Origin of the sequence: Halalkalibacter alkalisediminis (genome assembly GCF_028610705.1) — a bacterium.
GTDB classification, from domain to species: domain Bacteria; phylum Bacillota; class Bacilli; order Bacillales; family Bacillaceae_D; genus Halalkalibacter; species Halalkalibacter alkalisediminis.
The window spans coordinates 277,171-299,842 of sequence record NZ_JAQQWT010000004.1 but is presented as its reverse complement, the minus strand read 5'-3'; the positions used below and the strand labels follow the sequence as shown (position 1 = coordinate 299,842).

22 protein-coding genes are annotated in these 22,672 nt (G+C 42.2%); 17 read left to right on the top strand and 5 right to left on the bottom strand.

Translation table 11 applies throughout. The annotated features are described in order from the left end of the window. Positions 1 to 52: 52 nt before the first annotated feature. Complete coding sequence (locus tag PQ474_RS08650; RefSeq protein ID WP_273841976.1) at positions 53 to 1,072, bottom strand: LCP family glycopolymer transferase; 1,020 nt, start codon at positions 1,070 to 1,072, stop codon at positions 53 to 55. Between the two features lie 574 nt (positions 1,073 to 1,646). Here PQ474_RS08650 and PQ474_RS08645 point away from each other — a divergent pair. From PQ474_RS08645 to pcp, 7 genes are all read left to right on the top strand, one after another. After that, on the top strand, positions 1,647 to 2,099 hold the full coding sequence (locus PQ474_RS08645; RefSeq protein WP_273841973.1) for an Lrp/AsnC family transcriptional regulator: 453 nt from the start codon (positions 1,647 to 1,649) through the stop codon (positions 2,097 to 2,099). A gap of 207 nt (positions 2,100 to 2,306) precedes the next feature. After that, a complete protein-coding gene (locus PQ474_RS08640) occupies positions 2,307 to 3,296 on the top strand; it encodes an ABC transporter ATP-binding protein (RefSeq protein WP_273841970.1) in 990 nt (329 codons plus the stop codon). Further along, positions 3,296 to 4,306, top strand: coding sequence for an ABC transporter ATP-binding protein (locus PQ474_RS08635; RefSeq protein ID WP_273841968.1), 1,011 nt, complete (start codon positions 3,296 to 3,298; stop codon positions 4,304 to 4,306). Before PQ474_RS08640 ends, PQ474_RS08635 begins: the two co-directional genes overlap by 1 nt. A gap of 153 nt (positions 4,307 to 4,459) precedes the next feature. Beyond that, a complete protein-coding gene (locus PQ474_RS08630) occupies positions 4,460 to 6,106 on the top strand; it encodes a peptide-binding protein (protein ID WP_273841965.1) in 1,647 nt (548 codons plus the stop codon). Positions 6,107 to 6,190: 84 nt separating this feature from the next. After that, positions 6,191 to 7,138 (top strand): ABC transporter permease, encoded by a 948-nt coding sequence (locus PQ474_RS08625; protein WP_273841962.1) that lies wholly within the window; start codon positions 6,191 to 6,193, stop codon positions 7,136 to 7,138. Between the two features lie 14 nt (positions 7,139 to 7,152). Beyond that, positions 7,153 to 8,064 (top strand): oligopeptide ABC transporter permease, encoded by a 912-nt coding sequence (gene opp4C, locus PQ474_RS08620; protein WP_273841960.1) that lies wholly within the window; start codon positions 7,153 to 7,155, stop codon positions 8,062 to 8,064. Positions 8,065 to 8,360: 296 nt separating this feature from the next. Next, positions 8,361 to 8,975, top strand: a complete 615-nt coding sequence (pcp, locus tag PQ474_RS08615) for a pyroglutamyl-peptidase I (protein ID WP_273841957.1) — start codon at positions 8,361 to 8,363, stop codon at positions 8,973 to 8,975. A 450-nt stretch (positions 8,976 to 9,425) separates the two neighbouring features. On the opposite strand, the gene PQ474_RS08610 is transcribed toward pcp, so the two are convergent. Together PQ474_RS08610 and PQ474_RS08605 are read right to left on the bottom strand one after the other, a co-directional pair. Beyond that, a complete protein-coding gene (locus tag PQ474_RS08610) occupies positions 9,426 to 10,037 on the bottom strand; it encodes a LysM peptidoglycan-binding domain-containing protein (RefSeq protein ID WP_273841955.1) in 612 nt (203 codons plus the stop codon). A gap of 287 nt (positions 10,038 to 10,324) precedes the next feature. Continuing rightward, positions 10,325 to 11,518, bottom strand: a complete 1,194-nt coding sequence (locus tag PQ474_RS08605) for a LysM peptidoglycan-binding domain-containing protein (protein WP_273841953.1) — start codon at positions 11,516 to 11,518, stop codon at positions 10,325 to 10,327. Between the two features lie 582 nt (positions 11,519 to 12,100). On the opposite strand from PQ474_RS08605, the gene PQ474_RS08600 reads away from it, so the two are divergent. Further along, positions 12,101 to 13,399: a LysM peptidoglycan-binding domain-containing protein gene (locus tag PQ474_RS08600; protein ID WP_273841950.1), complete on the top strand. Its 1,299-nt coding sequence runs from the start codon at positions 12,101 to 12,103 to the stop codon at positions 13,397 to 13,399. A 105-nt stretch (positions 13,400 to 13,504) separates the two neighbouring features. On the opposite strand, the gene PQ474_RS08595 is transcribed toward PQ474_RS08600, so the two are convergent. Beyond that, positions 13,505 to 13,909: a secondary thiamine-phosphate synthase enzyme YjbQ gene (locus PQ474_RS08595; RefSeq protein ID WP_273841948.1), complete on the bottom strand. Its 405-nt coding sequence runs from the start codon at positions 13,907 to 13,909 to the stop codon at positions 13,505 to 13,507. A gap of 79 nt (positions 13,910 to 13,988) precedes the next feature. Here PQ474_RS08595 and PQ474_RS08590 point away from each other — a divergent pair, with 79 nt between their 5' ends. Beyond that, positions 13,989 to 14,972, top strand: coding sequence for a nuclease-related domain-containing protein (locus PQ474_RS08590; RefSeq protein ID WP_273841945.1), 984 nt, complete (start codon positions 13,989 to 13,991; stop codon positions 14,970 to 14,972). A 260-nt stretch (positions 14,973 to 15,232) separates the two neighbouring features. On the opposite strand, the gene PQ474_RS08585 is transcribed toward PQ474_RS08590, so the two are convergent. Further along, positions 15,233 to 15,868 (bottom strand): YigZ family protein, encoded by a 636-nt coding sequence (locus tag PQ474_RS08585; RefSeq protein ID WP_273841942.1) that lies wholly within the window; start codon positions 15,866 to 15,868, stop codon positions 15,233 to 15,235. A gap of 236 nt (positions 15,869 to 16,104) precedes the next feature. Here PQ474_RS08585 and PQ474_RS08580 point away from each other — a divergent pair, with 236 nt between their 5' ends. The 8 genes from PQ474_RS08580 (at position 16,105) to PQ474_RS08545 (ending at position 22,651) form a co-directional block, all read left to right on the top strand. Beyond that, positions 16,105 to 17,238 carry a sensor histidine kinase gene (locus tag PQ474_RS08580; RefSeq protein WP_273841939.1) on the top strand — a complete coding sequence of 378 codons (1,134 nt, stop codon included), beginning with the start codon at positions 16,105 to 16,107 and terminating at the stop codon, positions 17,236 to 17,238. Positions 17,239 to 17,295: 57 nt separating this feature from the next. After that, positions 17,296 to 18,003, top strand: coding sequence for a response regulator (locus PQ474_RS08575; protein ID WP_273842151.1), 708 nt, complete (start codon positions 17,296 to 17,298; stop codon positions 18,001 to 18,003). A 280-nt stretch (positions 18,004 to 18,283) separates the two neighbouring features. Beyond that, a complete protein-coding gene (locus PQ474_RS08570) occupies positions 18,284 to 19,141 on the top strand; it encodes a DegV family protein (protein WP_273841936.1) in 858 nt (285 codons plus the stop codon). Positions 19,142 to 19,215: 74 nt separating this feature from the next. Then, complete coding sequence (locus tag PQ474_RS08565; protein ID WP_273841933.1) at positions 19,216 to 20,532, top strand: ATP-dependent helicase ComFA; 1,317 nt, start codon at positions 19,216 to 19,218, stop codon at positions 20,530 to 20,532. Beyond that, positions 20,529 to 21,242, top strand: coding sequence for a ComF family protein (locus PQ474_RS08560; RefSeq protein ID WP_273841930.1), 714 nt, complete (start codon positions 20,529 to 20,531; stop codon positions 21,240 to 21,242). Before PQ474_RS08565 ends, PQ474_RS08560 begins: the two co-directional genes overlap by 4 nt. 75 nt (positions 21,243 to 21,317) lie before the next feature. Next, positions 21,318 to 21,752, top strand: coding sequence for a TIGR03826 family flagellar region protein (locus tag PQ474_RS08555; RefSeq protein ID WP_273841928.1), 435 nt, complete (start codon positions 21,318 to 21,320; stop codon positions 21,750 to 21,752). Positions 21,753 to 21,862: 110 nt separating this feature from the next. Further along, complete coding sequence (gene flgM, locus PQ474_RS08550; RefSeq protein WP_273841925.1) at positions 21,863 to 22,126, top strand: flagellar biosynthesis anti-sigma factor FlgM; 264 nt, start codon at positions 21,863 to 21,865, stop codon at positions 22,124 to 22,126. A gap of 30 nt (positions 22,127 to 22,156) precedes the next feature. Next, positions 22,157 to 22,651: a flagellar protein FlgN gene (locus tag PQ474_RS08545; protein ID WP_273841922.1), complete on the top strand. Its 495-nt coding sequence runs from the start codon at positions 22,157 to 22,159 to the stop codon at positions 22,649 to 22,651. Positions 22,652 to 22,672: the final 21 nt, after the last annotated feature.

Sequence of the window (22,672 nt, the reverse complement as noted above, 5' to 3'; positions counted from 1 at the left end):
TTATTTGGCAAAAGAAAAACTGTCCCTCTACTATAGAAAGACAGTTTCGTTATCATTCATGATTATCTTCTAATAGATGATGAGAAGAATTCGTTTGTACATTGTAGAATCCATCAATTTCAAGATGTTGCTTTAAGCGCACTTGAATATCAAATAAAGATTGTTCATCTACTTCGAGATAAAAAATACCATTTAATCTCATATTATGCCCTTGTAATTGCATCGTTTCAATATCATTTAATGAAGTTGCATAAGAGTGCAAAGCAAGAATATTAGGGAACGTTAAACTGGTTAGGAAACTGTCGCCGACTGCATCCATAACGGAATCAAAATTAGAAATAGAAGAAAAGCTAGCAGCCTTTTTAATAATACCTTCTATTACTTGCTGTTGACGCTGACCTCTACCAATATCTCCATTAGCTTGAGGGTGTTTTCTCATTCGGGCAAAGGCTAGTGCTTCTGCTCCACTAAGATGTTGCACCCCTTCCTTGAATTGGAAATCACTGTTTGTACTCTTTTCAACAAAATCAAAGTCAAAAGGTACATCAACTTCAATCCCACCTAAAGCATCGACAACTCCAACTAAACCTTCAAATTTGACTAGGGCATAGTAATCTATTGGGATATCAAGTAGATTCTCAACGGTATCAATAGCCATATCTAGTCCACCAAATGCATGAGCGTGATTAATCTTATCCATGGTTCCTCTACCGACTAATTCCACACGACTATCACGAGGAATACTCGTTAAAATAATAGACCCCGCTTCTTTATTAAATGTAGCAACGATCATGGCGTCCGTTCTAGCTCTAGATTCACCTGGTCTTGAATCATCTCCGAGAAGTAAAACAGAAATGTTGTCTTTACTAGGGTTTACCGCTGCGGTTCGCCGTTCTGACTTTTCACCTCGGTCCAACTCTTGCTGTGATCCAGCCGTCACGTTTGCTACTTTATAAATGAAATAACTAGCAGCACTTCCGACTGCTATGAGAAGAACAATACTAAAAAGACCGATCAATCGAATCACTCGTTTTTTTCTGCTTTTACGTTTCTTAAGTCTAGAATTCTTCATAGAACTCCTCACTTCTATATTAGTTTTTTCTTATATGAAAGAATTAGGTTTTTGTATGACTAAAGTAGGATCTAAAACATACTTATTTTATCGTATCTAATTTTTACAATTACGTAAAGAAGAAAATAAGTGAATGATCGACACAATTTTTAGCAATTAGCCTTAATGTTGGGATAAGCCATCATGGTAGTGTAAATAAATGTCTTCTCTATTAAATAGATATAACGACATGTATTATTCTACAATAATTTATACCTGTATTCACTGATTATACATTTGTCCATCTGACACGTAAAATTCGTAATTAATTAAGAATAACACTACTAATTTCGAAAAATAAGTGCTTATTTTTTTAGGATCCACATATAAAATCGTAACACACCTTTTGTTATGTGAGAAATTCTCACAATAAAATTATTATTTTAAAAAGATTGAATATTGCATTAGGCGTTTTTTTAAATTATAATGACGGTAGTCCAATTTACGAAATTTACAGAAAAATATGTGAAAGTGTATAAATTTCGTAAGGGAATGCGGGATTTTAACCGAAAGCTTTAGTAAAGTGAGTGGTCGTATGGGAAAATTAGATGAGATCGATTTAGCGGTTCTTGGTTATTTACAGGAGAATGGAAAACGCTCCTATACAGAAATTGCTAAGCTGCTTCAAGTTAGTGAAGGAACCATTCGAACAAGAATTAACCGAATGCTTAAAGATGGGGTTTTCGAATTTATCATTCATATGGACCCAAACAAAATTGGATTAAATGTCCAAGTGATCATTGGAATTACAACAAAGCTTGGACAACAGGAACACATTGCTACAACACTAAATCAGTTCCAAGAAGTCCGGTTTGTCGGTGCTTTTTCTGGGCAACATGATTTAATTTTACAAGCTTATTTTAAAAACAATGATGATCTCGTCCATTTTGTGAACAAGGAACTTGCGAAAATGGATGGCATTGTATCGGTTGATGTTAGTATCGAGTTAAAGCAATATAAAGACTCGTTTTCTTATATTGTAAAATAAGTAGAATGATCGAAATCTTCCTTGAATGAACCAACCAAAATGATAAGAGTCAGTTCCAGTAGGCTAAAGGGCTGAAATTAGGTCTGATACGCTGTGAGGCTAGTAATCTAGTGAACTTACGGCGCATTGGAAATAATGATAGAATGTTAGCGCTTTCAACTGCAGGTACGATAAAAAAGCAAAGTCTCCTATGAAGATGAGGTGAACATGGTGACGAAACAGCCATTGTTAGATGTACGTAATTTAAAGACATATTTTTATAAAAAAGGACAAGAGCTTCCTGTTGTAGATGACGTGTCGTTCCAGGTGAATGAAGGAGAGACGGTGGCGATTGTTGGTGAATCAGGTTCAGGTAAGAGTATGACGACATTATCGATCATGCAGCTTGTGCCATCTCCTGGTGGAAAAACAGTCGGAGGAGAAATTCTTTTTAATGGAGATGATCTTCTTAAACATGGTCAGGACCGGATGTTTAAAGTACGAGGCAATGATATCGGGATGATTTTCCAAGAGCCGATGACATCATTGAACCCTGTGTTAACGATCGGTGATCAGTTAATGGAAACACTCATCTACCACAAGAAGCTCACGAAAAAGCAAGCTTATGCACGAGCAACGGAGATGCTTGAGCTTGTTGGATTCTCGCGCATTGATGAGATTCTAGGAGACTATCCTCACCGTTTATCCGGTGGGATGCGTCAGCGTGTCATGATTGCGATGGCGATGAGCTGTGATCCGAAGCTTTTGATTGCCGATGAGCCAACAACGGCACTGGATGTAACGGTCCAAGCCCAAATTCTTGATTTAATGCGTGGATTGAGTGATAAGTTCCATTCGGCGATTATCTTGATTACGCATGACCTTGGGGTTGTAGCCGAACTCGCTGACCGCGTTGTTGTCATGTACGCAGGCCAAGTTGTAGAAGAAGCTGATATCGTTCCTTTATTCGATAAGCCGCTTCATCCTTATACGGTGGGCTTAATGGAGTCGGTTCCGAAATTGGATGTTGAGCAAGAGCGTTTAACATCGATTGCGGGAAATGTACCGACACCTGACAATTTCCCGAAAGGCTGTCGCTTCGTGACGCGTTGTCCTCACGCGTTTGACCGCTGTGCGAAAGAACAACCAGAATTAATTGAAGTAGAAGCAGGACGTAAGGTGAGATGTTTCTTGCATGAAGGAGGGTATTTTGCGTAATGAGCCAAGCGACGGAAAACAAGAATGACGTGCTACTTGAGATCAATGGATTAAAAAAATACTTCCCGATTAAAAAGGGATTCTTTCAACGGACAGTCGGTAATGTGAAAGCAGTTGATGGCATTACGTTCTCAATCAAAAAAGGCGAAACATTTGGGTTAGTGGGGGAGTCTGGTTGCGGAAAATCTTCTGCAGGTCGTACGATTATGCGTTTGTATGAGCCGACAGAAGGGGAAATCATTTTTGACGGAAAAGACATTTCTAAGCTAAAGGAAAGAGAACTACTGCCTTACCGTCGCGATATCCAAATGGTGTTCCAAGATCCGTTTTCTTCCTTAAACCCACGTAAGACAGTTGGAGCGATTTTAAAAGAGCCATTAAGTGTTCATGGCTTACACAAAGGAAAAGAACGTCAAGAATTTATTGAGCAGTTAATGGAGAAGGTTGGCTTGAATCCTTCTTACGCGAATCGTTATCCGCATGAGTTCTCAGGTGGACAGCGTCAGCGAATTGGGATTGCTCGAGCACTTGCCCTTAATCCCAAATTAATCATTGGCGACGAGCCAGTTTCCGCTCTTGACGTATCGGTGCAGTCACAGGTTTTAAACTTAATGAAAGATTTGCAAGAAGAGTTTGGGTTAACGTATTTGTTTATTGCCCATGACCTTGGCGTAGTGAAGCACATCTCCGATCGTATTGGCGTTATGTATCTAGGAAACATGATGGAAGTCGCTAGTAAGAAAGATTTATATCATGAGCCACTTCATCCGTATTCACAAGCGCTAATGTCTGCGGTGCCGAAGTCGCATCCATCTGAGAAAAAGCCAGACCGTATTATTTTAAAAGGGGACATTCCAAACCCGTCGAATCCGCCTTCTGGCTGTGTGTTCCATACACGCTGTCCAAAAGCAATGGACCACTGTAAAGTCAATATTCCGGCATTTAGAGAAGTTCGCAAAGATCGTTATGTGGCTTGTCATCTATACAATGACGAACCAGTAGTAAGGTAGGAGTGACGCTGAATGCGTCCTCATTCACAATTGATTTTCAGAAGATTTCTTATACTCTGTGAAGGAGGTGGTGCTAAGGAGTAGGGCCATACAGGTATGGATCACCATGGTTTTATCAACTTTTAACACGAAGAAGAATAAGGGGGAAATACGATGTTAAACAAGAAATGGTTAACGTTACTAGGCTTAGCAATGGCTTTCATGCTAGTGCTTGCAGCTTGTGGCGGCAACGACGCTCCAGCAGAAGGTCCAGCTGAAGAGCCAACAGAAGAAGGAACGGAAGAAGAGGCTACTGGCCCACAAGCAGGAGGTACTGTAGTTTTAGGTACATCTGGAGAGCCTGTAACATTTAATCCGTTATACTCTCAAGATTCTGCATCTGCAGATGTGATTGATTTAATTCATGCAAGTCTTCTTGAGTCTAACGAGGAGTTAGATATGATTCCCATGTTAGCTACTGACCTTCCTGACATCTCAGAAGATGGTCTTACTTACACACTTACACTTAACGAAGGCGTTCTTTTCCATGATGGGGAAGAGTTAACGGCTGAAGATGTTAAGTTCACGTATGATATTTTCAAAAACGCTGACTACACAGGTCCTCGTGCTGGTGACTTCACTGAGCTTGAGAGTGTAGAAGTCGTGGATACTTACACAGTTCAATTCAACTTATCAGAAGTTGATGCTAGTTTCACCACTCGTTTAGGTTATGGAATTCTTCCACAACACATTCTTGAGGACGTTCCTGTTGCTGATCTTGAAGAGCACATGGATTACAACCGTAACAACCCAATCGGTGCGGGTCCATTCGTATTCGAAAACTATGTTGATGGTCAATACATCGAACTTTCTGCTTTTGATGACTACTTCGATGGTCGTCCAAACTTAGACAAAGTAACATTCCGTGTATTTGCTGATACAAATGCTGAGCTTTTAGCGTTTGAAACGGGCGAAATTGATTGGATGATTTTACCTGCAACTGAGCTTGCAACGGCTGAAACATATGATCATGCTCGTATTTCTTCAACTCTTGCATTACGTTATGACTATATCGGATGGAACAATGATCGTGCACCATTTGATGATGTACGTGTACGTCAAGCTTTAACAATGGCCATTGATCGTCAATTAATCGTTGATTCAATCATGGATGGTCGTGGGGAAGTTGCTCATGCTCCTGCATCACCACTTAGCTGGGCTTACCCAGATTCAGTAACTGAGTTTGAATATGATCCAGAAGGCGCTAAAGCTTTACTTGAAGAAGCTGGCTGGACTCCTGGTGCTGATGGCATCTTAGAAAAAGACGGAGAAAAATTCTCTTTCGAAATTCTTTCAAACGATGGGAACGTCATTCGTCGTGATATCGGTGTGATCGTTCAACAAATGTTAGGTGAAATTGGTATCGAAGCAAATCCTCGTCAAATGGAGTGGGGTGCGTTCTTAGAGCAAATCAACCCTCCAAACTATGACTTTGACGCTGTCGTACTTGCTTGGGGTCTTGCGCTAGATCCAGATCCAACGGCAATCTGGCATTCTCGTGAAATCGAAGCTGGTTTAAACAACATCTCTTACCGTAACGATACAGTAGATGAACTTGCTGCTGGTAACAAGAAAATCGTTGATCAAGATGAGCGGGCGGCTGTCATCGGTGAGATCTATGAGATCCTTGCTGAAGAGCAACCTTATACGTACCTTTACTACCCAGAGCAACACATCTTGCTTAGCAACCGTGTAGAAGGCTTCACGCATCACCCACGTGTTAACATGTACAAAGTTAACGAGTGGTATGTAACAGACTAAGCCTTCAAGTAGTGGGGGGAAGGGGTGAATCCCTCCCCTTCCTACTCTACTAAATTATCTTGAGGGATTGTGAGGAATGTAATCATGATTAGTTACATCATTAAACGGGTCATTATGATGATCCCGATACTATTTGGAATATCGATATTATCTTTTGCGATTATGTATGCAGCGCCTGGTAAACCAGCTATCTTAAACTTAGATCCGGAAATTCCTCCAGAAGTGCGTGAAGCACAGGCTGAACGTTTAGGGTTAAACGATCCGATTCCGGTTCAATATATGCGTTGGTTAGGCAATGTGTCTAAAGGTGACTTTGGTACATCGTACGCAAGAAAAATGCCGGTTACTGAAATGATCTTAGACCGTTTACCGAACACCTTATTATTAATGGCCTCATCGCTCTTTTTAGCCGCCATTGTGGCGATCCCGTTCGGGGTTATATCAGCAACACGGCAGTATTCCATGACCGATTATGGGGTGACGGTCGGATCCTTCTTAGGACTCGCCACACCTAACTTTTGGCTCGGTATTATGTTAATAATGGTATTTTCCGTTCAACTAGGTTGGACACCAGTCGGTGGTATTTCGACGATTGGAGCAGACTTTAGTATTCTAGATCGTCTTCGTCACTTAATTTTACCTGCGCTTGTTTTAGCAACAGCTGATATGGCAGGTCTAACGCGTTATACTCGTTCTAGTATGCTTGAAGTGATTAATCAGGATTACATTCGTACGGCTCGTGCTAAAGGTTTCCGTGAACGTCGTGTCGTTTATAAACATGGCTTGCGTAACGGGTTGATCCCAGTTATTACGATGTTTGGTTTAATGCTTCCAACGATGATCGGTGGTTCTGCGATCGTAGAATCTGTTTTCAACTGGCCTGGAATCGGAAAAATGTTCATCGATGCGACGTTCCAACGTGACTATCCAGTCATCATGGCGATCACGATGTTTGGTGCAATTTTAACCGTAATTGGAAATCTAATAGCGGATATCTTGTATGCTGTACTTGATCCGCGTATTGAGTATTAAAGGAGGGACGATTTATGGATGCACAACTAGAGAATCATGGACTTGAGGTTAAAGATAATCAAATTCTCGGCAAACGTCGATCCCTCTTATCCATTATTGTTGCTAAGTTTTTTCAAAATAAGTTAGCTGTTATTGGTCTTGTGACGTTATTTATTATTACACTTGCCTGTTTACTTGCGCCCTACCTCGCGCCGCACGACCCTGCCTACCAGGACTTGCGTAATCGTCTTGCAGAGCCAAGCTCGACTCACTGGCTCGGTACGGACCACCTTGGCCGTGATTTATTCAGCCGTATGCTGTACGGTGGACAGGTTTCCTTATATGTAGGTTTCGCTTCGATGTTAGGTGCGGTTACAATCGGTGCAGTCATCGGTGCAGTGGCCGGTTACTTCGGCGGATTAGTCGACGCGTTCTTAATGCGTATGGTTGACGTCATTCTTGCATTCCCAAACATCTTCTTATTAATTACATTGGTTGCGATTTTACAACCTTCTATTAATATCTTAATTTTAGTCTTTGCGTTATTAAGTTGGACAGGAACCGCCCGTGTCGTCCGCGGGGAGTTCCTCTCTTTGAAGAAGCGTGAGTTTGTTCTCGCTTCTCGCACAATCGGAATGTCTAACACGCGGATCATCTTCTCGCAAATTTTACCGAATGCATTAGGTCCTGTTATCGTTGCAGCGACGCTTGCAGTCGGTTCATTCATCCTAGCCGAGTCGGCTCTATCGTTCTTCGGACTAGGCGTTCAACCGCCGAATGCATCTTGGGGGAATATGTTAACAGACTCGCAAAGCATTACGATTTTCCGTAACGCTTGGTGGTACCCGACCTTCCCAGGTTTGCTGATCTTGATCACGGTATTGTGCTTTAATTTTATTGGTGACGGACTGCGCGATGCGTTAGACCCGCGTGTTGTGGAGAAGTAGGTTTGGTTTTTGGAGGTTATGTGGAGGGGCAGCGGCTGTGGTCGCTGTCTTTTTTTATTCGGAGAGTGTTTGGCGCGCTTGCGGGAGTGAGATGGCAACTGAAAGCGGAGAAATAGGAAGAAATTCGAGAGTGCCCTAACGAATTGCGTGAAATAAGTTTAATTGCGTGGGATGCTAGCATAATTGCACCAATAAAAGATTAATTGAGTGAAAGATAAGCATAATTGCGCGAAAATCAAGGCTCATTGCCTATTTCAAAATTTTAGGCAATGGCCTGATATAAAGGAGGAAACAACATGCGCGTATTACTAACAGGATTTGAACCATTTCTTGGCCATAAGGTCAACCCGACCGAAGCGATTGTCAAAGAACTGGCGGGAAAGAAAATAGAAGAGATAGAAGAGATAGAAGTGATCGGTGAGGTATTGCCGGTTGCATTCTCGCAATCAGCCAGTCAATTGCTGAGACTGTATGAGAAGCACAAGCCAGATGCAGTCGTCATGCTCGGTCTTGCAGCAGGTAGGAACTGCATAACGCCAGAACGGGTGGCCATTAACTGTAGTGATGGTGATGCAGATAATGAAGGCAAGGCACTGCAAGATGCAGTGATCAGAGAAGACGGTCCTGCGGCTTACTTTTCGACGCTGCCGATTAGAGACATCGTGAACCATTTAGTGAAAGAGGGACTGCCTGCACAGGTGTCGAACACAGCAGGAACGTATTTATGTAACAACATAATGTATCAAATGCTCGATCACTTGGCGCAGCAACAAATCGAGTGTCAAGCTGGATTCATTCATATACCAGCAAGTCATGAGTTGGCGCTCACGAACGCAGCGCTGCCGAGTATGTCGCATGGCGATTTGGTAAGAGCAGTGAAGGTTGTCATTGCACGTTTAGCCAGTCGATAAGGGGAAGGGATTTAGCTAAGGGAGAGAAAAACATCCCTATAGTATTGTCGATCAAATCAATTATGGTTTGGTCTCTTTGTTTTCTTGTTTGATTTGTGTAGGTAGTGAAAGATGGCCTAAGGAAAAGGAGATAAGAAAATTTTCTGTTTGCATAAAGGAAATGATTGGTAGACGGAAGGATTAGAGGGGTTAAAGTTAAAACCAAAAAGGAGCTTGAGCCATTTACAGGCACTCACGGCAAATGGGAATTTAATATTGCCTAAATCCAAGACCCGGATGGATTGACATTCTTTTAGGAGAGCAATGCGTGAAAGCTAAAGAAAAACCCTTTTTTTTAGCTTCATTCATTTAAGACATGCTCAGAGATTGCCATCTGAGCATGCTTCGTAATGATTTTAGAGATGAAAAAAACCGGAGTGATCATAGTAGGATCTTCCCTAATACCTTCTACTATCTAACCCCAGCCGCTCTTTCAACTTGTAGTTGATGACTAGCATCAGGGCGACCATCTGCATGTCTCGTGCTATTTGAAAAGTATACATCAAAGTGGCCGATGATTCCGTTATCGCGAATGTACTGAAGATCGTGAGGCATGAAACTCATGCTTGCCGCCAATTTTCGCCGATCTACTTCGATAATAACAGCTCGTGGAGTCCAAGAAAAATCACCCCAAATCGAGCGCGCCACATTCGTATCTGCAGTCGTCATCGTTTCACAATCTGCGTGATTTGCTCCGGTTGTTCGCTTGATGTGAAAGCTTTGCCCCGTAGCCAAATCAGTGACTTTAGCGGTCTTGCCGATCGGAAAGACATACTGAGCTTCTGTCCACCAATCTAAAAACTCACCGTGCTGCGGACTAACCGTCGTTTTCCTCGCTATGCTGTGAACAGGAACGGTTAGCTGTTGCCCAATGGATAACCGATTACTTAGTGTCAGGTTATTAACTGTAAGCAGCTTACTCTGTGGAATGCCATAGAGTACACTTAAGTCCCAAATGGTATCGCCAGTCTGAACTGTGTGTGATGTATGACAAGGAGCTAACGCTTGTTTGAGCAGGTACATTCAGTGCATCAGGCATGATTAAGCGCTGACCGACTTGTAGAAGATCCGATCTAAGATTATTCGTCGTTCCGTTCGAATCGACTGATACTTGAAACCTATTAGCGATCACAGACAAACTGTCTCCTGCAGCGACGGTATAGTGAACGTGCTGCGTTGCTCTGTTTGTGTTGGTTCACTCTCGGTTTGCTTTTCCGGAATGACCAACACCTGCCCCATCTGAAGCAAATCGGACCTCAATTGATTAGCCGAGCGCAAAGCGTCCAAAGAAACCCCAAACCGAGCGGCGATCACAGATAAGCTGTCGCCGGAGACACGGAGTAGGAGGAGGTAGGAGTACTAGTCGGAGGAGTTGGAGTCGCTTCATCAGCACTTGAATTCGTTGGAATTACTAGCTTTTGTCCGACCTGCAATATATCTGATTTTAAGCTATTTGCCTTTCTTAATCCGTCAACCGTTACGCGGTAGTGAGAGGCGATGGCCCATAGACTGTCTCCAGACACGACGGTATATGTGGTGTACTTTGGAACGGGAATGGGAGTTTTTGTTATCGTCTTTGGATTAGGAATGACAAGTCGCAGTCCGATCTGAAGGTTGTCTGATTTCAGTTGATTGGCTGATCGTAAAGCGTCGGCAGATACTCCGAATCTAGATGCGATCACTGATAAACTATCTCCAGAAACAACGGTGTACACTTGATCGATCGGTTGAATCTTAAATGTAGGTTCTGGTGTTGCTGAATTTGGAATGACCAGTGTTTGGCCAATACGGATGAGTTCAGTTGATAAGTGGTTCGTACTTCTTAATTCTTCAACCGTCATACCATATGTTTTAGCAATGGCGGAAAGGCTATCTCCGGACTTTACTGTGTGAGTTGTTTGTTGCGTTGAATGGGTTGGTGTGGCTGACGGTTTTAGCAACGTAGGGATCGCAAGAAGTTGTCCTGTGCGAATGGAATCACTTGTTAAATGATTTGTTTCTCGGATCGCTGTGATCGTCGTGCCGTAATCTCTTGCTAAAACGGATAAAGAATCTCCGGACGAGACAGTATGAAAGGCTTTGAGAATAATGAGCCTTTGGTTTTGTTGAATCACATCCGTTGTGAATGGATTGGCCCGTTTTATCGAATCGACGGTTACGTTATGAGCTCTAGCTATCGTCCTAAGGGAATCACCAGGTCCCACTTGATAATAAATAGACTGTGCTTGTGCGGTTCGCTCGGATGAAGCGGAAGCGCTTGTGGCCATTACAGGCAAGGTGGTAATGAGAATGCCGCCCATTACAACTTGAATGGCTGTGATCTTTAGGGAAGGGTAGTGCTTTTTAACGATATTTTTACAAAGAAATATAAATGTATTCTGTGAGCTTGTTTCAGTGCCTAATTCCTCAGCAAATTCAGTATCGAAGGCATCAAGATAAACGACTAATGCATAGGTAGATGTGTTGGGATCTAGCTTTTTGATGTTGTGTTTGATCATTTCCATGGTCATACGCCCCTTAGAAGCAGAGTCTTTTGGGTAGTGTTACCGATTAAAAAGGATCTAATGAGTATAGAGAAAAAAACGCCACTTAAACGAAGTGAGTTCGGTGCAAATTTAGAAAGAAAAGACGCTAACGGCTCCTCCTATGGGGCTAGCTCTCCTTTTAGTAAAACCTGCTTTTTTATACGGATGTTTTGCCGTGAGATTTGCAGACTGACAGCTAATGATAAAGAGGAATATTAGTGAATGTATACGTCTAATTTCATCTATGACAAGGAGTGTGGGTTGAACGCCAAGACTTTCCCCTGCACGACGATTTTTACATAATTTAATGGTTGACAAGGTAATATCCATATTTTAACACTCGTGCCTTTAGGAGTATAGAGATTACAAACTTCCTAGGATAAATTCCCCTCTCCTTTTCTTCGTAGCTCCTTCCTTATCCCTGCAAAAAAATAAATTTTACATTACTTTTATACTCTTTTACATAATCTCTCTTCCAAAGTACGGAAATTTGTCGAATAATGATTAAGGTTATCAAATGGTGTATAAAAACAGAAAATAGTTGTTATGGGGGGATATTCAATGTCAAAGGAATACATAGCGATTACAAGAACTCGTCGAGAAAGGATATTAGAGGAAAAGCTAAAAACAAGTAAAAATAAAAACGTGAAATTTATAGGATATGTTTTAGCTGGAACCATTGCGACAAGTGCTTTAATGAATGTCAATCATTTTGGAGTAGGAACGGCTCAAGCGTGTGTATCGGTATATACCGTTCAAAAAGGGGATACGCTTCAAACTTTATCAAAACAGTTTGGTGTAACGGTTGAACAAATCCAAAACGCAAATGGTCTTGATTCCGCTCAAATTAAAGTCGGACAAGAATTAGAGTTACCAGGGATGTTTTATAAGGTTTTACCAGGAGATACTCTTTCCTCGATTGCCAAAAAGCACCAGACTACGGTTAAAGAAATCAAAACTTTCAATAAATTAACGTCCGATCTCATTAAAATCAATCAAACACTACTAATGCCTTTAACAAGCCATTCTAGTAATGAAGACAAGAATACTTTTGAAGCTGTTCAAAAGGACCAACAGCAACCTTCAACTACCATTTATACGGTAGTTCCAGGAGATACGCTTTCTCGAATAGCTCTCATACATAATACGAGTGTGAATGAAATTAAAAGGTTAAATAATTTGACTTCCGATCTCATTAGAATCAATCAAAAAATGAAAATGCCTTTAACGAACCATTCTAGTAACGAATTCAAAGTTACTTCAGAACAAGTTAAAAAGGACCAACAGCAACCATCAACCAACGTTTATACAGTAGTTCGAGGAGATACGCTTTCTCGAATAGCTTTCGTACATAAAACAAGTGTGAATGAAATTAAGCGTTTAAACAATTTAACATCCGATCTGATAAAAATGGGGCAACTATTAAAAACTCCCACAATGGCTATGCAGGAGAATCCTGAAAGTCAATCAGTAGATAAACCTAAAAATAATGCCAACGTTCAGGAAGTAGTAAAAAGTGCCATCTATACAGCTGTCCCAGGAGATACTTTATGGGCTATTTCAAGGCACTTTAATACACCGATCGATGTGATTAAAAAAAATAACGGATTAAAAAATGACACGATCCTAATTGGTCAAAAATTAGTGATTAATCATAGCAACATCGTAACAACAAAGGCAACAGTTGTTGGCGCTGTTGATAGTACACATGTAGCATTTTACGCAAATAATTTGGAACTTGTCCTAAAAGTTCCTTACGGGCAATCACAAAAATACGAAAAATTAGCAGGTGAGACAGTGAACATCGTTTTCCAAAACAGCGATGCACCCGCGCTTATTAATCACACCAAATTAGACTGATAAGAGAACCTAGATTACTGATCAAATATGGAGTAGAAGAGGGGGGGTAAACCTCCCCTCACACCAAATCTACCAAATCTTCTAAAGAAGAGGGCTCTTTACAAGTTAGGAAGCAATCACTTTCACGACAAATTTGCGGTTCTGCCGAGGTCCGTCGAACTCGCAAAAATAAATGCCTTGCCACGTCCCGAGCACAAGTCGCCCGCCAGTAATGATAATCGTCTGCGCATGGCCAACCGTACTCGTTTTCATGTGCGCCGCTGTATTTCCTTCCATATGTAAATCTTTCGGATGCTCCCACGGATACGCTTCATCGAGCCGTCTGATGAAGTCTGTTTTCACATCAGGATCCGCGTTCTCATTCACGGTGATGCCGGCTGTTGTGTGAAGGGAGGAGACGATGAGAATGCCGTCGTTGACGTTTAATTCATGAAGCCATTGTTCAATGGTAGTGGTGATTTCGATCATTTGATCTCGTGACTCAGTTTGGAGGTGAAATATTTTTTGCATGATGTTGGTCCTTTCTTGTTCATCGTTAGGAGGATTTTATGTTTATTTTACCGTATATTGATAAAAAAGGAGTGAAGTGATGATCATTAAAAAACGTGAAACGACTTTAGCTATTGAGAAACTGCAAGCTCTACTCAGAAGATTGCCCTCTCATCACCCGCTGTTACCCGAAATTGCGGATGAGCTTTCTAATCGACTTGCAGGCGAGAGTGGGGAGAATTCAATTGATTATCCTTTGAGCTTTTTACCTTCAGAAGATTACTTTATTTTCCACGGTCTACGCCTCTTCCATGAGCCTCATTTTTTTCAAATGGATACCTTGATTGTAACAAGGAAATTCCTTTTAGTCATTGAAGTAAAGAACATATCAGGACTCCTTTATTTTGATCAACATTTGCAACAACTCATTCGCACAAAAAAAGATGGAGTGCGGCAAATATTTTCTGACCCGATCCTTCAAGTGAAGCGTCAAAAATCGCTGCTCGAAGGTTGGTTAGTCAGAAATCACTTTCCCCCTATTCCAGTTACCTCTCTTGTTATCATGAGCAACCCCCTTACCGCCATTTCCTCCAATTTAGAACACCGCGAACTCTCTCAATTGGTTACACACCGAGATTCTTTACCTGACAGAGTGACTCGCTTAAGTGAAGAATTTCTAGGAAAAGATCTTCCTCTTCATGATTTTAAAAGATTGTTGATGACGCTTCAGAAACAGCATACCCCATTAGATCCTGCCATCTTAACCCAATTCAAACTCACCACAGACGACCTAAAAGAAGGTGTACTATGTCCAAGTTGCTCGTACTCCCCGTTGCCAAGAGTATATGGCTCCTGGCACTGCCCAAGGTGCCAAGTTAAGCATAAGGATGCTCATGTTAAAGCTTTGAAAGATTATGCTCTATTATTTGGAACACAGATCACAAATAGAGAAGCCCGGAAATACTTAAAACTCGAATCAGATGCACTCGTTAAGAGGATCCTCAACAAAGTAGGACGGAAACATAAAGGAATAACGAAAGGTAGTGTTTATGACCTTTCGCATTTAAGAAAAGAGAGTGAGTAGGTTGGAGTTACCGTAAAGTTGTGAGAAGTTGCTGAAAAAGTAAGTAGAGTTGCTGAAAAGCAGATTAAAGTTGCCGGAATCAAGCTGAAAGTTGGCGGAAAAATAGGAGTTGCCGGAAAGGCGTTGCAAGTTGCTGAAAAAGTAAGTAGAGTTGCTGAAAAGCAGATTAAAGTTGCCGGAATCATACTAAAGGGGTCGCCGGAAAAAACAAGCTGCCGGAATGGCCGGCAAACTTGCCGAGGTGCAGTCGTAACGGTCCCCTATAACTCCTGCTCCAAATAAACCTCATCCCCGCGCTTTAATACGGCCTGGCCGTTTGTCACGTCCGTCATCCAGGTCTCGAACGCGTCGACTTCATCGACTGCGACATATGCCTGAACATCGACCGACTCTAAATACTCGATTTCTTTCAATGTATAAGTGGATTCGCGCAATGCATGCTCGACCTTACCGAGCCAGTGATAGTCAATTGCCGTATGGACGACAACCATCAGCGAGCGCTGCACGACGCCAACGGCATTTAGGCCTTCGCTCACAGCACCGCCGTATGCACGAATGAGGCCGCCTGCCCCGAGCTTGATGCCGCCGAAGTAACGAGTGACGACGACGACGGTGTCTTTTAGGCCACGTTTTTTCAACACTTCTAACATCGGGACACCGGCCGTGCCGCTTGGCTCGCCATCGTCGTTGGCTTTTTGAATTTCGTCTCGTTCGCCGATTAGATAGGCGGAGCAATTGTGATTGGCATTCCAATGCTCTTTTTTTATTTTTTCAATAAAGGCTTGAGCCTCGGCCTCTGTTTCTACTCTATCAAAAAAAGCGATAAACCTAGATTTCTGAATGATGATTTCGTGCTTTCCTCGTCCTTTTACGGTTTGATATGTAGCAAGGGTCATCCCCTCATTCCCCCTTCATTTTTCATAGTTTTACAAATGGCAGATATATATATGTAATAAAGCTATGATACGATAATCTCGTTAAAGTCGTCCTCTGCGAGCCTTCTTTCGATATAAGTTGCTGGAAATGAAAGATTTTCACGCTATTTGTTAAGTAATGTTGTAAAATAAGGATAGCGAAAATCATTTTACTTAGCAAATAAATCGCACATCTTCGAAAGAGGTTGGTGACTGGCTTGGCAGATACGAACTTTTTGGACAAAATCATAGATCAAACATTAGAAACGGTTGGCGAAAGTCGAGAACAAATTTTTCAAATTGGAGAGCAATCGAGGCAGGAACTTACGGCCTTGGAAAAAGAGTTGATCGAAGTTCGACTTAAAGTGGCAACACTCATTGAAAAGTCGGATCGAACGCACATGCATGCCAAATTTGCCAGGAGTCGGCTCGTTGAAGTGAGCAAAGCTTTCGATCGTTTTTCAAGTGAGGAAGTTCGTGTGGCTTATGAACAAGCGAATGATTATCAAATTCAGTTAGCTGTATTTAAACAAGAAGAGTTGCAGCTGCGTGAAAAGCGTGATCAGATTGAAAGAAGATTAGTAAATTTAAAAGATACCGTCGTCCGCGCCGAACAGCTCGCGGGACAAATGTCGGTTGTTTATAATTTCCTTTCTAGTGATTTAAAAATGGTAACGGATGTTATAGAGGATGCTAAGGAAAAGCAGGCGTTTGGCTTGAAGATTATTGAGGCGCAAGAGGATGAAAGAAAAAGACTCTCGCGTGAAATACACGATGGCCCTGCGCAGATGATGGCAAATGTGATGCTTCGCTCTGAGCTAATTGAACGAATTTATCATGAAAAAGGAATTGTTGATGCGTTAAATGAGATTCGATCCCTTCGAAATATGGTAAAATCTTCACTTGCAGAAGTGAGAAGGATCATTTATGATTTGCGACCGATGGCGCTCGATGACCTTGGATTAATCCCTACGCTAGCTAAATACCTTAGAACGTTTCAGGAACATAATGAAGTAGCAGTAGACTTTCAACATTTTGGGAAAGACCAGAGGCTTCCGCAGCAGTTTGAAGTAGCCTTATTCCGTCTTGTACAAGAAGCAGTACAAAATGCCTATAAGCATGCGGAACCAACTGAAATTCAAGTCAAAATTGAAATCAAGCCAACAAAGGTTATAATGATAATTAAGGATGATGGGAAAGGCTTTGAACCATCTACAAAAAAGGAAGGGTCGTTCGGTTTGATCGGGATGAAAGAAAGAGTGAATATGCTCAAGGGCGAGCTAAACATCCAGTCAAAGTTGAACAGAGGAACGATTGTCGCAATCGGCATACCGCTATCCTCGCCCAACTAAAAAACTTTTGATCTATTGAATAGATTACATTACCGTGTGAACGGAGAGGTGAAAATGATGAATGAACAATTAAACAACAAAATTAAAATCGTCATCATTGATGACCATCAGTTATTTCGTGAAGGTGTAAAACGCATTCTTGCGATGGAATCCGAATTTGAGATTGTGGCTGATGGACAAGATGGATCACAAGCATTGGAGCTAGTAAAGCTGTACCGTCCAGATGTGATCTTAATGGATATAAATATGCCTAACATGAACGGCGTCGAAGCAACAAAAGAATTGGTACAAGCTTTCCCAAACATTAAAGTGTTGATCTTGTCTATTCACGATGATGAGTCTTATGTGACGCATGTATTGAAAACGGGAGCTTCCGGATACCTACTTAAGGAAATGGATGCTGATGCGTTAATTGAAGCGGTGAAAGTAGTCGCTTCAGGCGGTGCGTATATTCATCCGAAAGTAACGCATAACTTGATCAATGAATACCGTCGTTTAGCGAAAGAAGATGATATTCATGAAGAGTCGATTGGTTTCCGTGAAGTGGAGTACAGAAAGCCGCTTCATATTTTAACTCGTCGTGAGTGTGAAGTATTACAGTTAATGACAGATGGCCAGAGCAACCGTGCGATTGGCGAATCCCTTTATATTAGTGAAAAAACGGTGAAGAACCACGTCAGTAACATTTTACAAAAAATGAATGTAAATGACCGTACGCAAGCCGTTGTAGAAGCGATTAAAAAAGGCTATGTCATTGTCAGATAGTAGGAAGGGGAGAAAGGGCCATAGGCCTGTTTCTTCCTTTTTGTTTATAAAATGTTGAAACAAAAAATCAAACATAGTGAACATATTTGCGCGGAGGCTTTTTTGGGATACTCAAGGGACACGTTGCGCGAGTTTAAGGAGGAGAGCAACAAAGCAATGTTCCGCCTAATTTTCTTCCTTGACTTGAAAGCATTCTTTTTTACATGTACATTAGATAGTAGAGATTTCCAGTTAGGAGCATGACTCCAACAATAGGGATGAGAAAAGCGAGGAGCTATTCATGAATAAAAAAGTTGCGATTGTGACGGATAGTACCGCCTACATACCAGTTGAAATTCGCAAAGACCTTCAGATTGAAATGGTTCCGTTAAACGTCATATTCGGTGAAGAATCATTTCAAGAAGAATTGGATCTCACAACAGATCAATTTTATAAAAAAATGGAAACAGCTGAGGAACTGCCGAAAACGTCACAACCGGCCATTGGTCAGTTCGTGGAATTATTTGAACAACTAGCTAAAAAAGGGTACGAGCAAGTTGTCACGATTCATTTATCAAGCCAGATTAGCGGAACGTATCAATCGGCCCTTAGTGCAGGAGACATGGTTGAAGGCATTGAGGTGTTTGGCTTTGATACCGAAGTGAGTTGTGCCCCTCAAGCGTATTACGTCTTAGAAGCAGCACGATCAGCCGAGGCGGGTGCAGACGCTAATGAGATTCTAGAAAAATTAGCGTTCATGAAGAAAACAGCCAAAGCGTATTTCATGGTCGATAACTTAAACCATTTACACCGCGGCGGTCGCCTTTCGGGTGCTCAGCTCGTCGTTGGAAGTTTATTAAAAATTAAACCGATTCTTCATTTTGAAGAAGGAAGCATCGTTCCGTTTGAAAAAGTTCGGACGGAAAAAAAAGCATTAGCGCGCTTACTGGAGCTACTTGAGCAGGATGTGTCACAAGGTGGGAACTACTATGCGACGGTCATTCACGCCAATCGCTTAGATGGAGCCGAACAATTAGCACAGACGATTAACGAGCGTTTTCCTCATGTCGAAGTCGACATTAGTTATTTTGGGCCAGTCATTGGCACGCATTTAGGAGCCGGAAGCTTAGGGCTCTCTTGGCAAAAACAATATACATAAACCAATTAACGAAGAGCATGACAGCAACCGCGTCTTGCTCTTTTTATAAAAATCCCCAATCGGAGGTGCCCCACTTGATCCAATCACTCCTCTTTGGCAAACGACTTCTCCTCTCTGAAATTCCGATCCTAGAACACCATCTCCCACACCCGCACATCCAATCTCAACCTGGCATCCAACTGATCAACGGACGTGAAACATGCATCCGATGCGGCAATGATGATCGCATGCTTTTTGCCAAACACATATGCGCGCGCTGCGGAAAAACCTGCAGCTATTGCCGACATTGTCTTCAGCTAGGAAAAGTAAGCTCTTGCCAGCCTCTTTATCACTGGACGGGTCCACCTATAGAGAGGCCAGTTCAATCCAACAGCCTTCACTGGAAAGGTGCACTCACTCTCAGCCAAAAAGCGGCTTCAGATTCAGTTATCGAAGCGATAAAAAACCAACAAAAACTACTCGTTTGGGCCGTCTGTGGCGCAGGAAAAACAGAAGTCCTCTTCCGTGGCTTAGAAGCAGCGTTTGCGCAAGGAAAGCGCGTGTTGTTATCCACACCCCGTACCGACGTCGTAAAAGAGTTATCCCCACGATTGCAGCAAAGTTTTCCACATACACACATCGAAACGCTCTATGGAGGCCGTAAAGAAAAGAAAACAGGCGCTCAATTGGTGTTATCCACAACACATCAGGCAATGCGCTTTTACAGAGCGTTTGATGTTGTCATCATCGATGAAGTCGATGCCTTTCCTTACTCCTATGACCAGAGGCTTCAACATGCCGTCCGGCAAGCGCAAAAACCTAACGCAACGACGATCTACCTCAGTGCCACACCATCTAAAGATCTTCTCAAAATGCCCGACCTCACCCTCATAAAAATTCCGAAACGATATCACGGATTCCGATTACCTGTTCCTCGTTTTCAGTGGTGTGGCAATTGGCAAAAGCAGCTGCAAAAAAAGAAACTTCCCCCCGTGCTCATTACATGGCTACAAACGAATAAACCGCTGCTTCTCTTTGTGCCCTCCCTTCAAACGCTACAACTCATTTCTAGTCTATTGCAGCTTTACCAAATCAAACACTTAGCGGTTCATGCTAAAGAACCCAATCGGCATCGATACGTAGAAGCCTTTCGCAACGGCAACGTTCGCCTTATGGTCACCACAACGATTTTAGAAAGAGGGGTAACCTTTGCAGATGTCCAAGTCGCAGTATTTGGCGCAGAGGATCCTATCTTCGAAGAATCGGCACTCGTGCAAATCGCCGGTCGAGCGGGTCGAAAAAAAGAAGCGCCAACAGGAGATGTTGTGTATTTTCATTACGGCGTCTCGCAGGAAATGAAAAGAGCTCGAACACATATTCAACACATGAATAAGGAAGGAGGATTCTTATGAAGCGTTGCTTGGCCTGTCACGAACGCTTTTTTGACGCCGTTGGCTGGAGAAAGCTACTGTTAATCGAACCGGAGGACCTCCTTTGCTCCTTATGTGAGTCCGAACTTTCTCGCATAGAGGGACGAACGTGTAAAACGTGTTCCCGCCCCCTTGAAAAAATAAACAATGCCCATAGGAAAGAGGATCAGTGTTTAGATTGTTGGCGTTGGGAAGAAAGGGAGGACACGGCAACGCTCTTAGAACGAAACGTCTCCTTATATGAATACAATCCCTTTTTAAAGGAGTGGTTGGCGACCTATAAATACAAAGGAGATGCCGTGATTGCTACGTATTTTTCTCCAATGCTTCATAAGGTTTATCAGAAACAGTTTCAACGTTACACCCCTATTGCGATGCCGCTTAGCCGTGAGCGACTTCAAACAAGAGGCTTTAACCAATCCGCGTTACTGCTGCTGCCGTGGGCAGAGGATCAGCCGGTTCTCGACCGAACGAGTGGAGAAAAACAAAGTAAAAAATCACGAAAACAGCGTATCGATCAGTTTCACCATAACCCCTTTACCCTACAACCAAATGCAAAGAGCAAAGTGGAAAACCGAAACATTCTCCTCATCGATGATGTCTACACAACCGGTACAACGATTCGCCAAGCTGCGAAATTGTTAAAAGAACATGGTGCCAAAAATGTTGCATCTCTGACGATCGCGAGGTAGCCTTTCCCATAAAAACTTCACTGACAAGCTTGACAAGATTCGCTATAATCAAAAAAAAGGGGGAGGGGGAGAAAAATGAAAGATGTAGCCAATTGTTCAAAGTGCGGGAAAATCTTCGTGAAAGCCTTACGTCCGATCTGCCAGCTTTGTCATAAGGAACAAGAAGATCAATATGATAAGGTATCGTCTTTTATGAGAAGAAAACAAAACCGTATGGCCTCGATTCGTGAGGTTCATGAAAAAACCGGCGTGGAGCTAACAGTGATCCATCAGTTTGTCCGTGAAGGGAGACTGCAAACAAAGAGTTTTCCGAACTTAGGGTATCCCTGTGAATCGTGTGGGGCGATTATTCAAGAAGGACGAATATGTGGGGAGTGCAAGGACAACATCACAGGCGGCCTTGATCAATTGCAAAAAGAAAAAGAGTTTGAAGAGCGTAAAGAGGCTGAGCGCCGCGCGGAACGAAACATGGGAACGACGACCTATCACTCCTTAAAAGATCGTCTTTAATAAAAAATAGTTAACAATATAAGAAAACGTGCCGATAATAATACTAACTAACTCGGTGCGTTTTGTGTTTTATACATAAAAGCAACTACAATAGAGAAGAGGTGACTGATATGAAAATTAATCCGTATAACTCTGTTCAACAAAACCCGTATCGAAAGCAAATCGAGAAAACAGAAAAAGCAAACGATGTACAAGCGAAAAGAGATAAACTTGAAATTTCATCTGAGGCCCTTTCCATGCAAAAAAGAACGAAACTGGAGAAAGAGCGCTTAGAAAAAATAGAAGCTATCAAACAAAAGATTGATGCTGGTGAGTACAAAGTTGATTCACAGGCAATCGCCAATAAATTTTATGATTTTTGGAACCAGTCATAAACAGTTTGTCTGGAGTGAGGAGGAGAACCGATGTCAATCAAAGCGATCACACAGTTATTAGAGAGGCTCATTGAAGTTCATGAGCACCTACTTGAACTAGCGACAAAGAAGGTAGAACCGATCAAAAAGGGTGATATGAAAGTTCTTGAAGCGATCGTCCGCGAAGAATCCAAGCTCGCTCATAAACTCCAGACGACTGAAATGTTACGTTCAAAAATCGTGCGAACATTCTTGCTCGAACAGGGTGAGGCAAAGGAAGCCGTAACGATGTCTGATGTGAAGAGGTTTGCAACCGCCGAAGAAAAGCTTCAGCTTGAGCAGCTTCAAAGAAAACTGGTTGATGATGTGCAGAAGTTAAAAACACAAAATGAATTAAATCAGGAATTAATCGAGGAATCGTTACGATTTGTGAACCTTTCCCTGGACTTAATGCTGCCGCATAAGGAAGACGTCAGCTATAATCCTCGGAGTCAAGATGACGAACCGTATGAAAATAATCACTCCCTTTTTGACTCGAAAGCTTAAAAGAGATTGAACATGCACTTA

Bases quoted from the DNA above. Each gene is read 5' to 3' on its own strand.
- PQ474_RS08650 (WP_273841976.1), bottom strand. From the start codon at position 1,072: ATGAAGAATTCTAGACTTAAGAAACGTAAAAGCAGAAAAAAACGAGTG.
- PQ474_RS08645 (WP_273841973.1), top strand. From the start codon at position 1,647: ATGGGAAAATTAGATGAGATCGATTTAGCGGTTCTTGGTTATTTACAG.
- PQ474_RS08640 (WP_273841970.1), top strand. From the start codon at position 2,307: ATGGTGACGAAACAGCCATTGTTAGATGTACGTAATTTAAAGACATAT.
- PQ474_RS08635 (WP_273841968.1), top strand. From the start codon at position 3,296: ATGAGCCAAGCGACGGAAAACAAGAATGACGTGCTACTTGAGATCAAT.
- PQ474_RS08630 (WP_273841965.1), top strand. From the start codon at position 4,460: ATGTTAAACAAGAAATGGTTAACGTTACTAGGCTTAGCAATGGCTTTC.
- PQ474_RS08625 (WP_273841962.1), top strand. From the start codon at position 6,191: ATGATTAGTTACATCATTAAACGGGTCATTATGATGATCCCGATACTA.
- opp4C (WP_273841960.1), top strand. From the start codon at position 7,153: ATGGATGCACAACTAGAGAATCATGGACTTGAGGTTAAAGATAATCAA.
- pcp (WP_273841957.1), top strand. From the start codon at position 8,361: ATGCGCGTATTACTAACAGGATTTGAACCATTTCTTGGCCATAAGGTC.
- PQ474_RS08610 (WP_273841955.1), bottom strand. From the start codon at position 10,037: ATGTACCTGCTCAAACAAGCGTTAGCTCCTTGTCATACATCACACACA.
- PQ474_RS08605 (WP_273841953.1), bottom strand. From the start codon at position 11,518: ATGGAAATGATCAAACACAACATCAAAAAGCTAGATCCCAACACATCT.
- PQ474_RS08600 (WP_273841950.1), top strand. From the start codon at position 12,101: ATGTCAAAGGAATACATAGCGATTACAAGAACTCGTCGAGAAAGGATA.
- PQ474_RS08595 (WP_273841948.1), bottom strand. From the start codon at position 13,909: ATGCAAAAAATATTTCACCTCCAAACTGAGTCACGAGATCAAATGATC.
- PQ474_RS08590 (WP_273841945.1), top strand. From the start codon at position 13,989: ATGATCATTAAAAAACGTGAAACGACTTTAGCTATTGAGAAACTGCAA.
- PQ474_RS08585 (WP_273841942.1), bottom strand. From the start codon at position 15,868: ATGACCCTTGCTACATATCAAACCGTAAAAGGACGAGGAAAGCACGAA.
- PQ474_RS08575 (WP_273842151.1), top strand. From the start codon at position 17,296: ATGAATGAACAATTAAACAACAAAATTAAAATCGTCATCATTGATGAC.
- PQ474_RS08570 (WP_273841936.1), top strand. From the start codon at position 18,284: ATGAATAAAAAAGTTGCGATTGTGACGGATAGTACCGCCTACATACCA.
- PQ474_RS08560 (WP_273841930.1), top strand. From the start codon at position 20,529: ATGAAGCGTTGCTTGGCCTGTCACGAACGCTTTTTTGACGCCGTTGGC.
- PQ474_RS08555 (WP_273841928.1), top strand. From the start codon at position 21,318: ATGAAAGATGTAGCCAATTGTTCAAAGTGCGGGAAAATCTTCGTGAAA.
- flgM (WP_273841925.1), top strand. From the start codon at position 21,863: ATGAAAATTAATCCGTATAACTCTGTTCAACAAAACCCGTATCGAAAG.
- PQ474_RS08545 (WP_273841922.1), top strand. From the start codon at position 22,157: ATGTCAATCAAAGCGATCACACAGTTATTAGAGAGGCTCATTGAAGTT.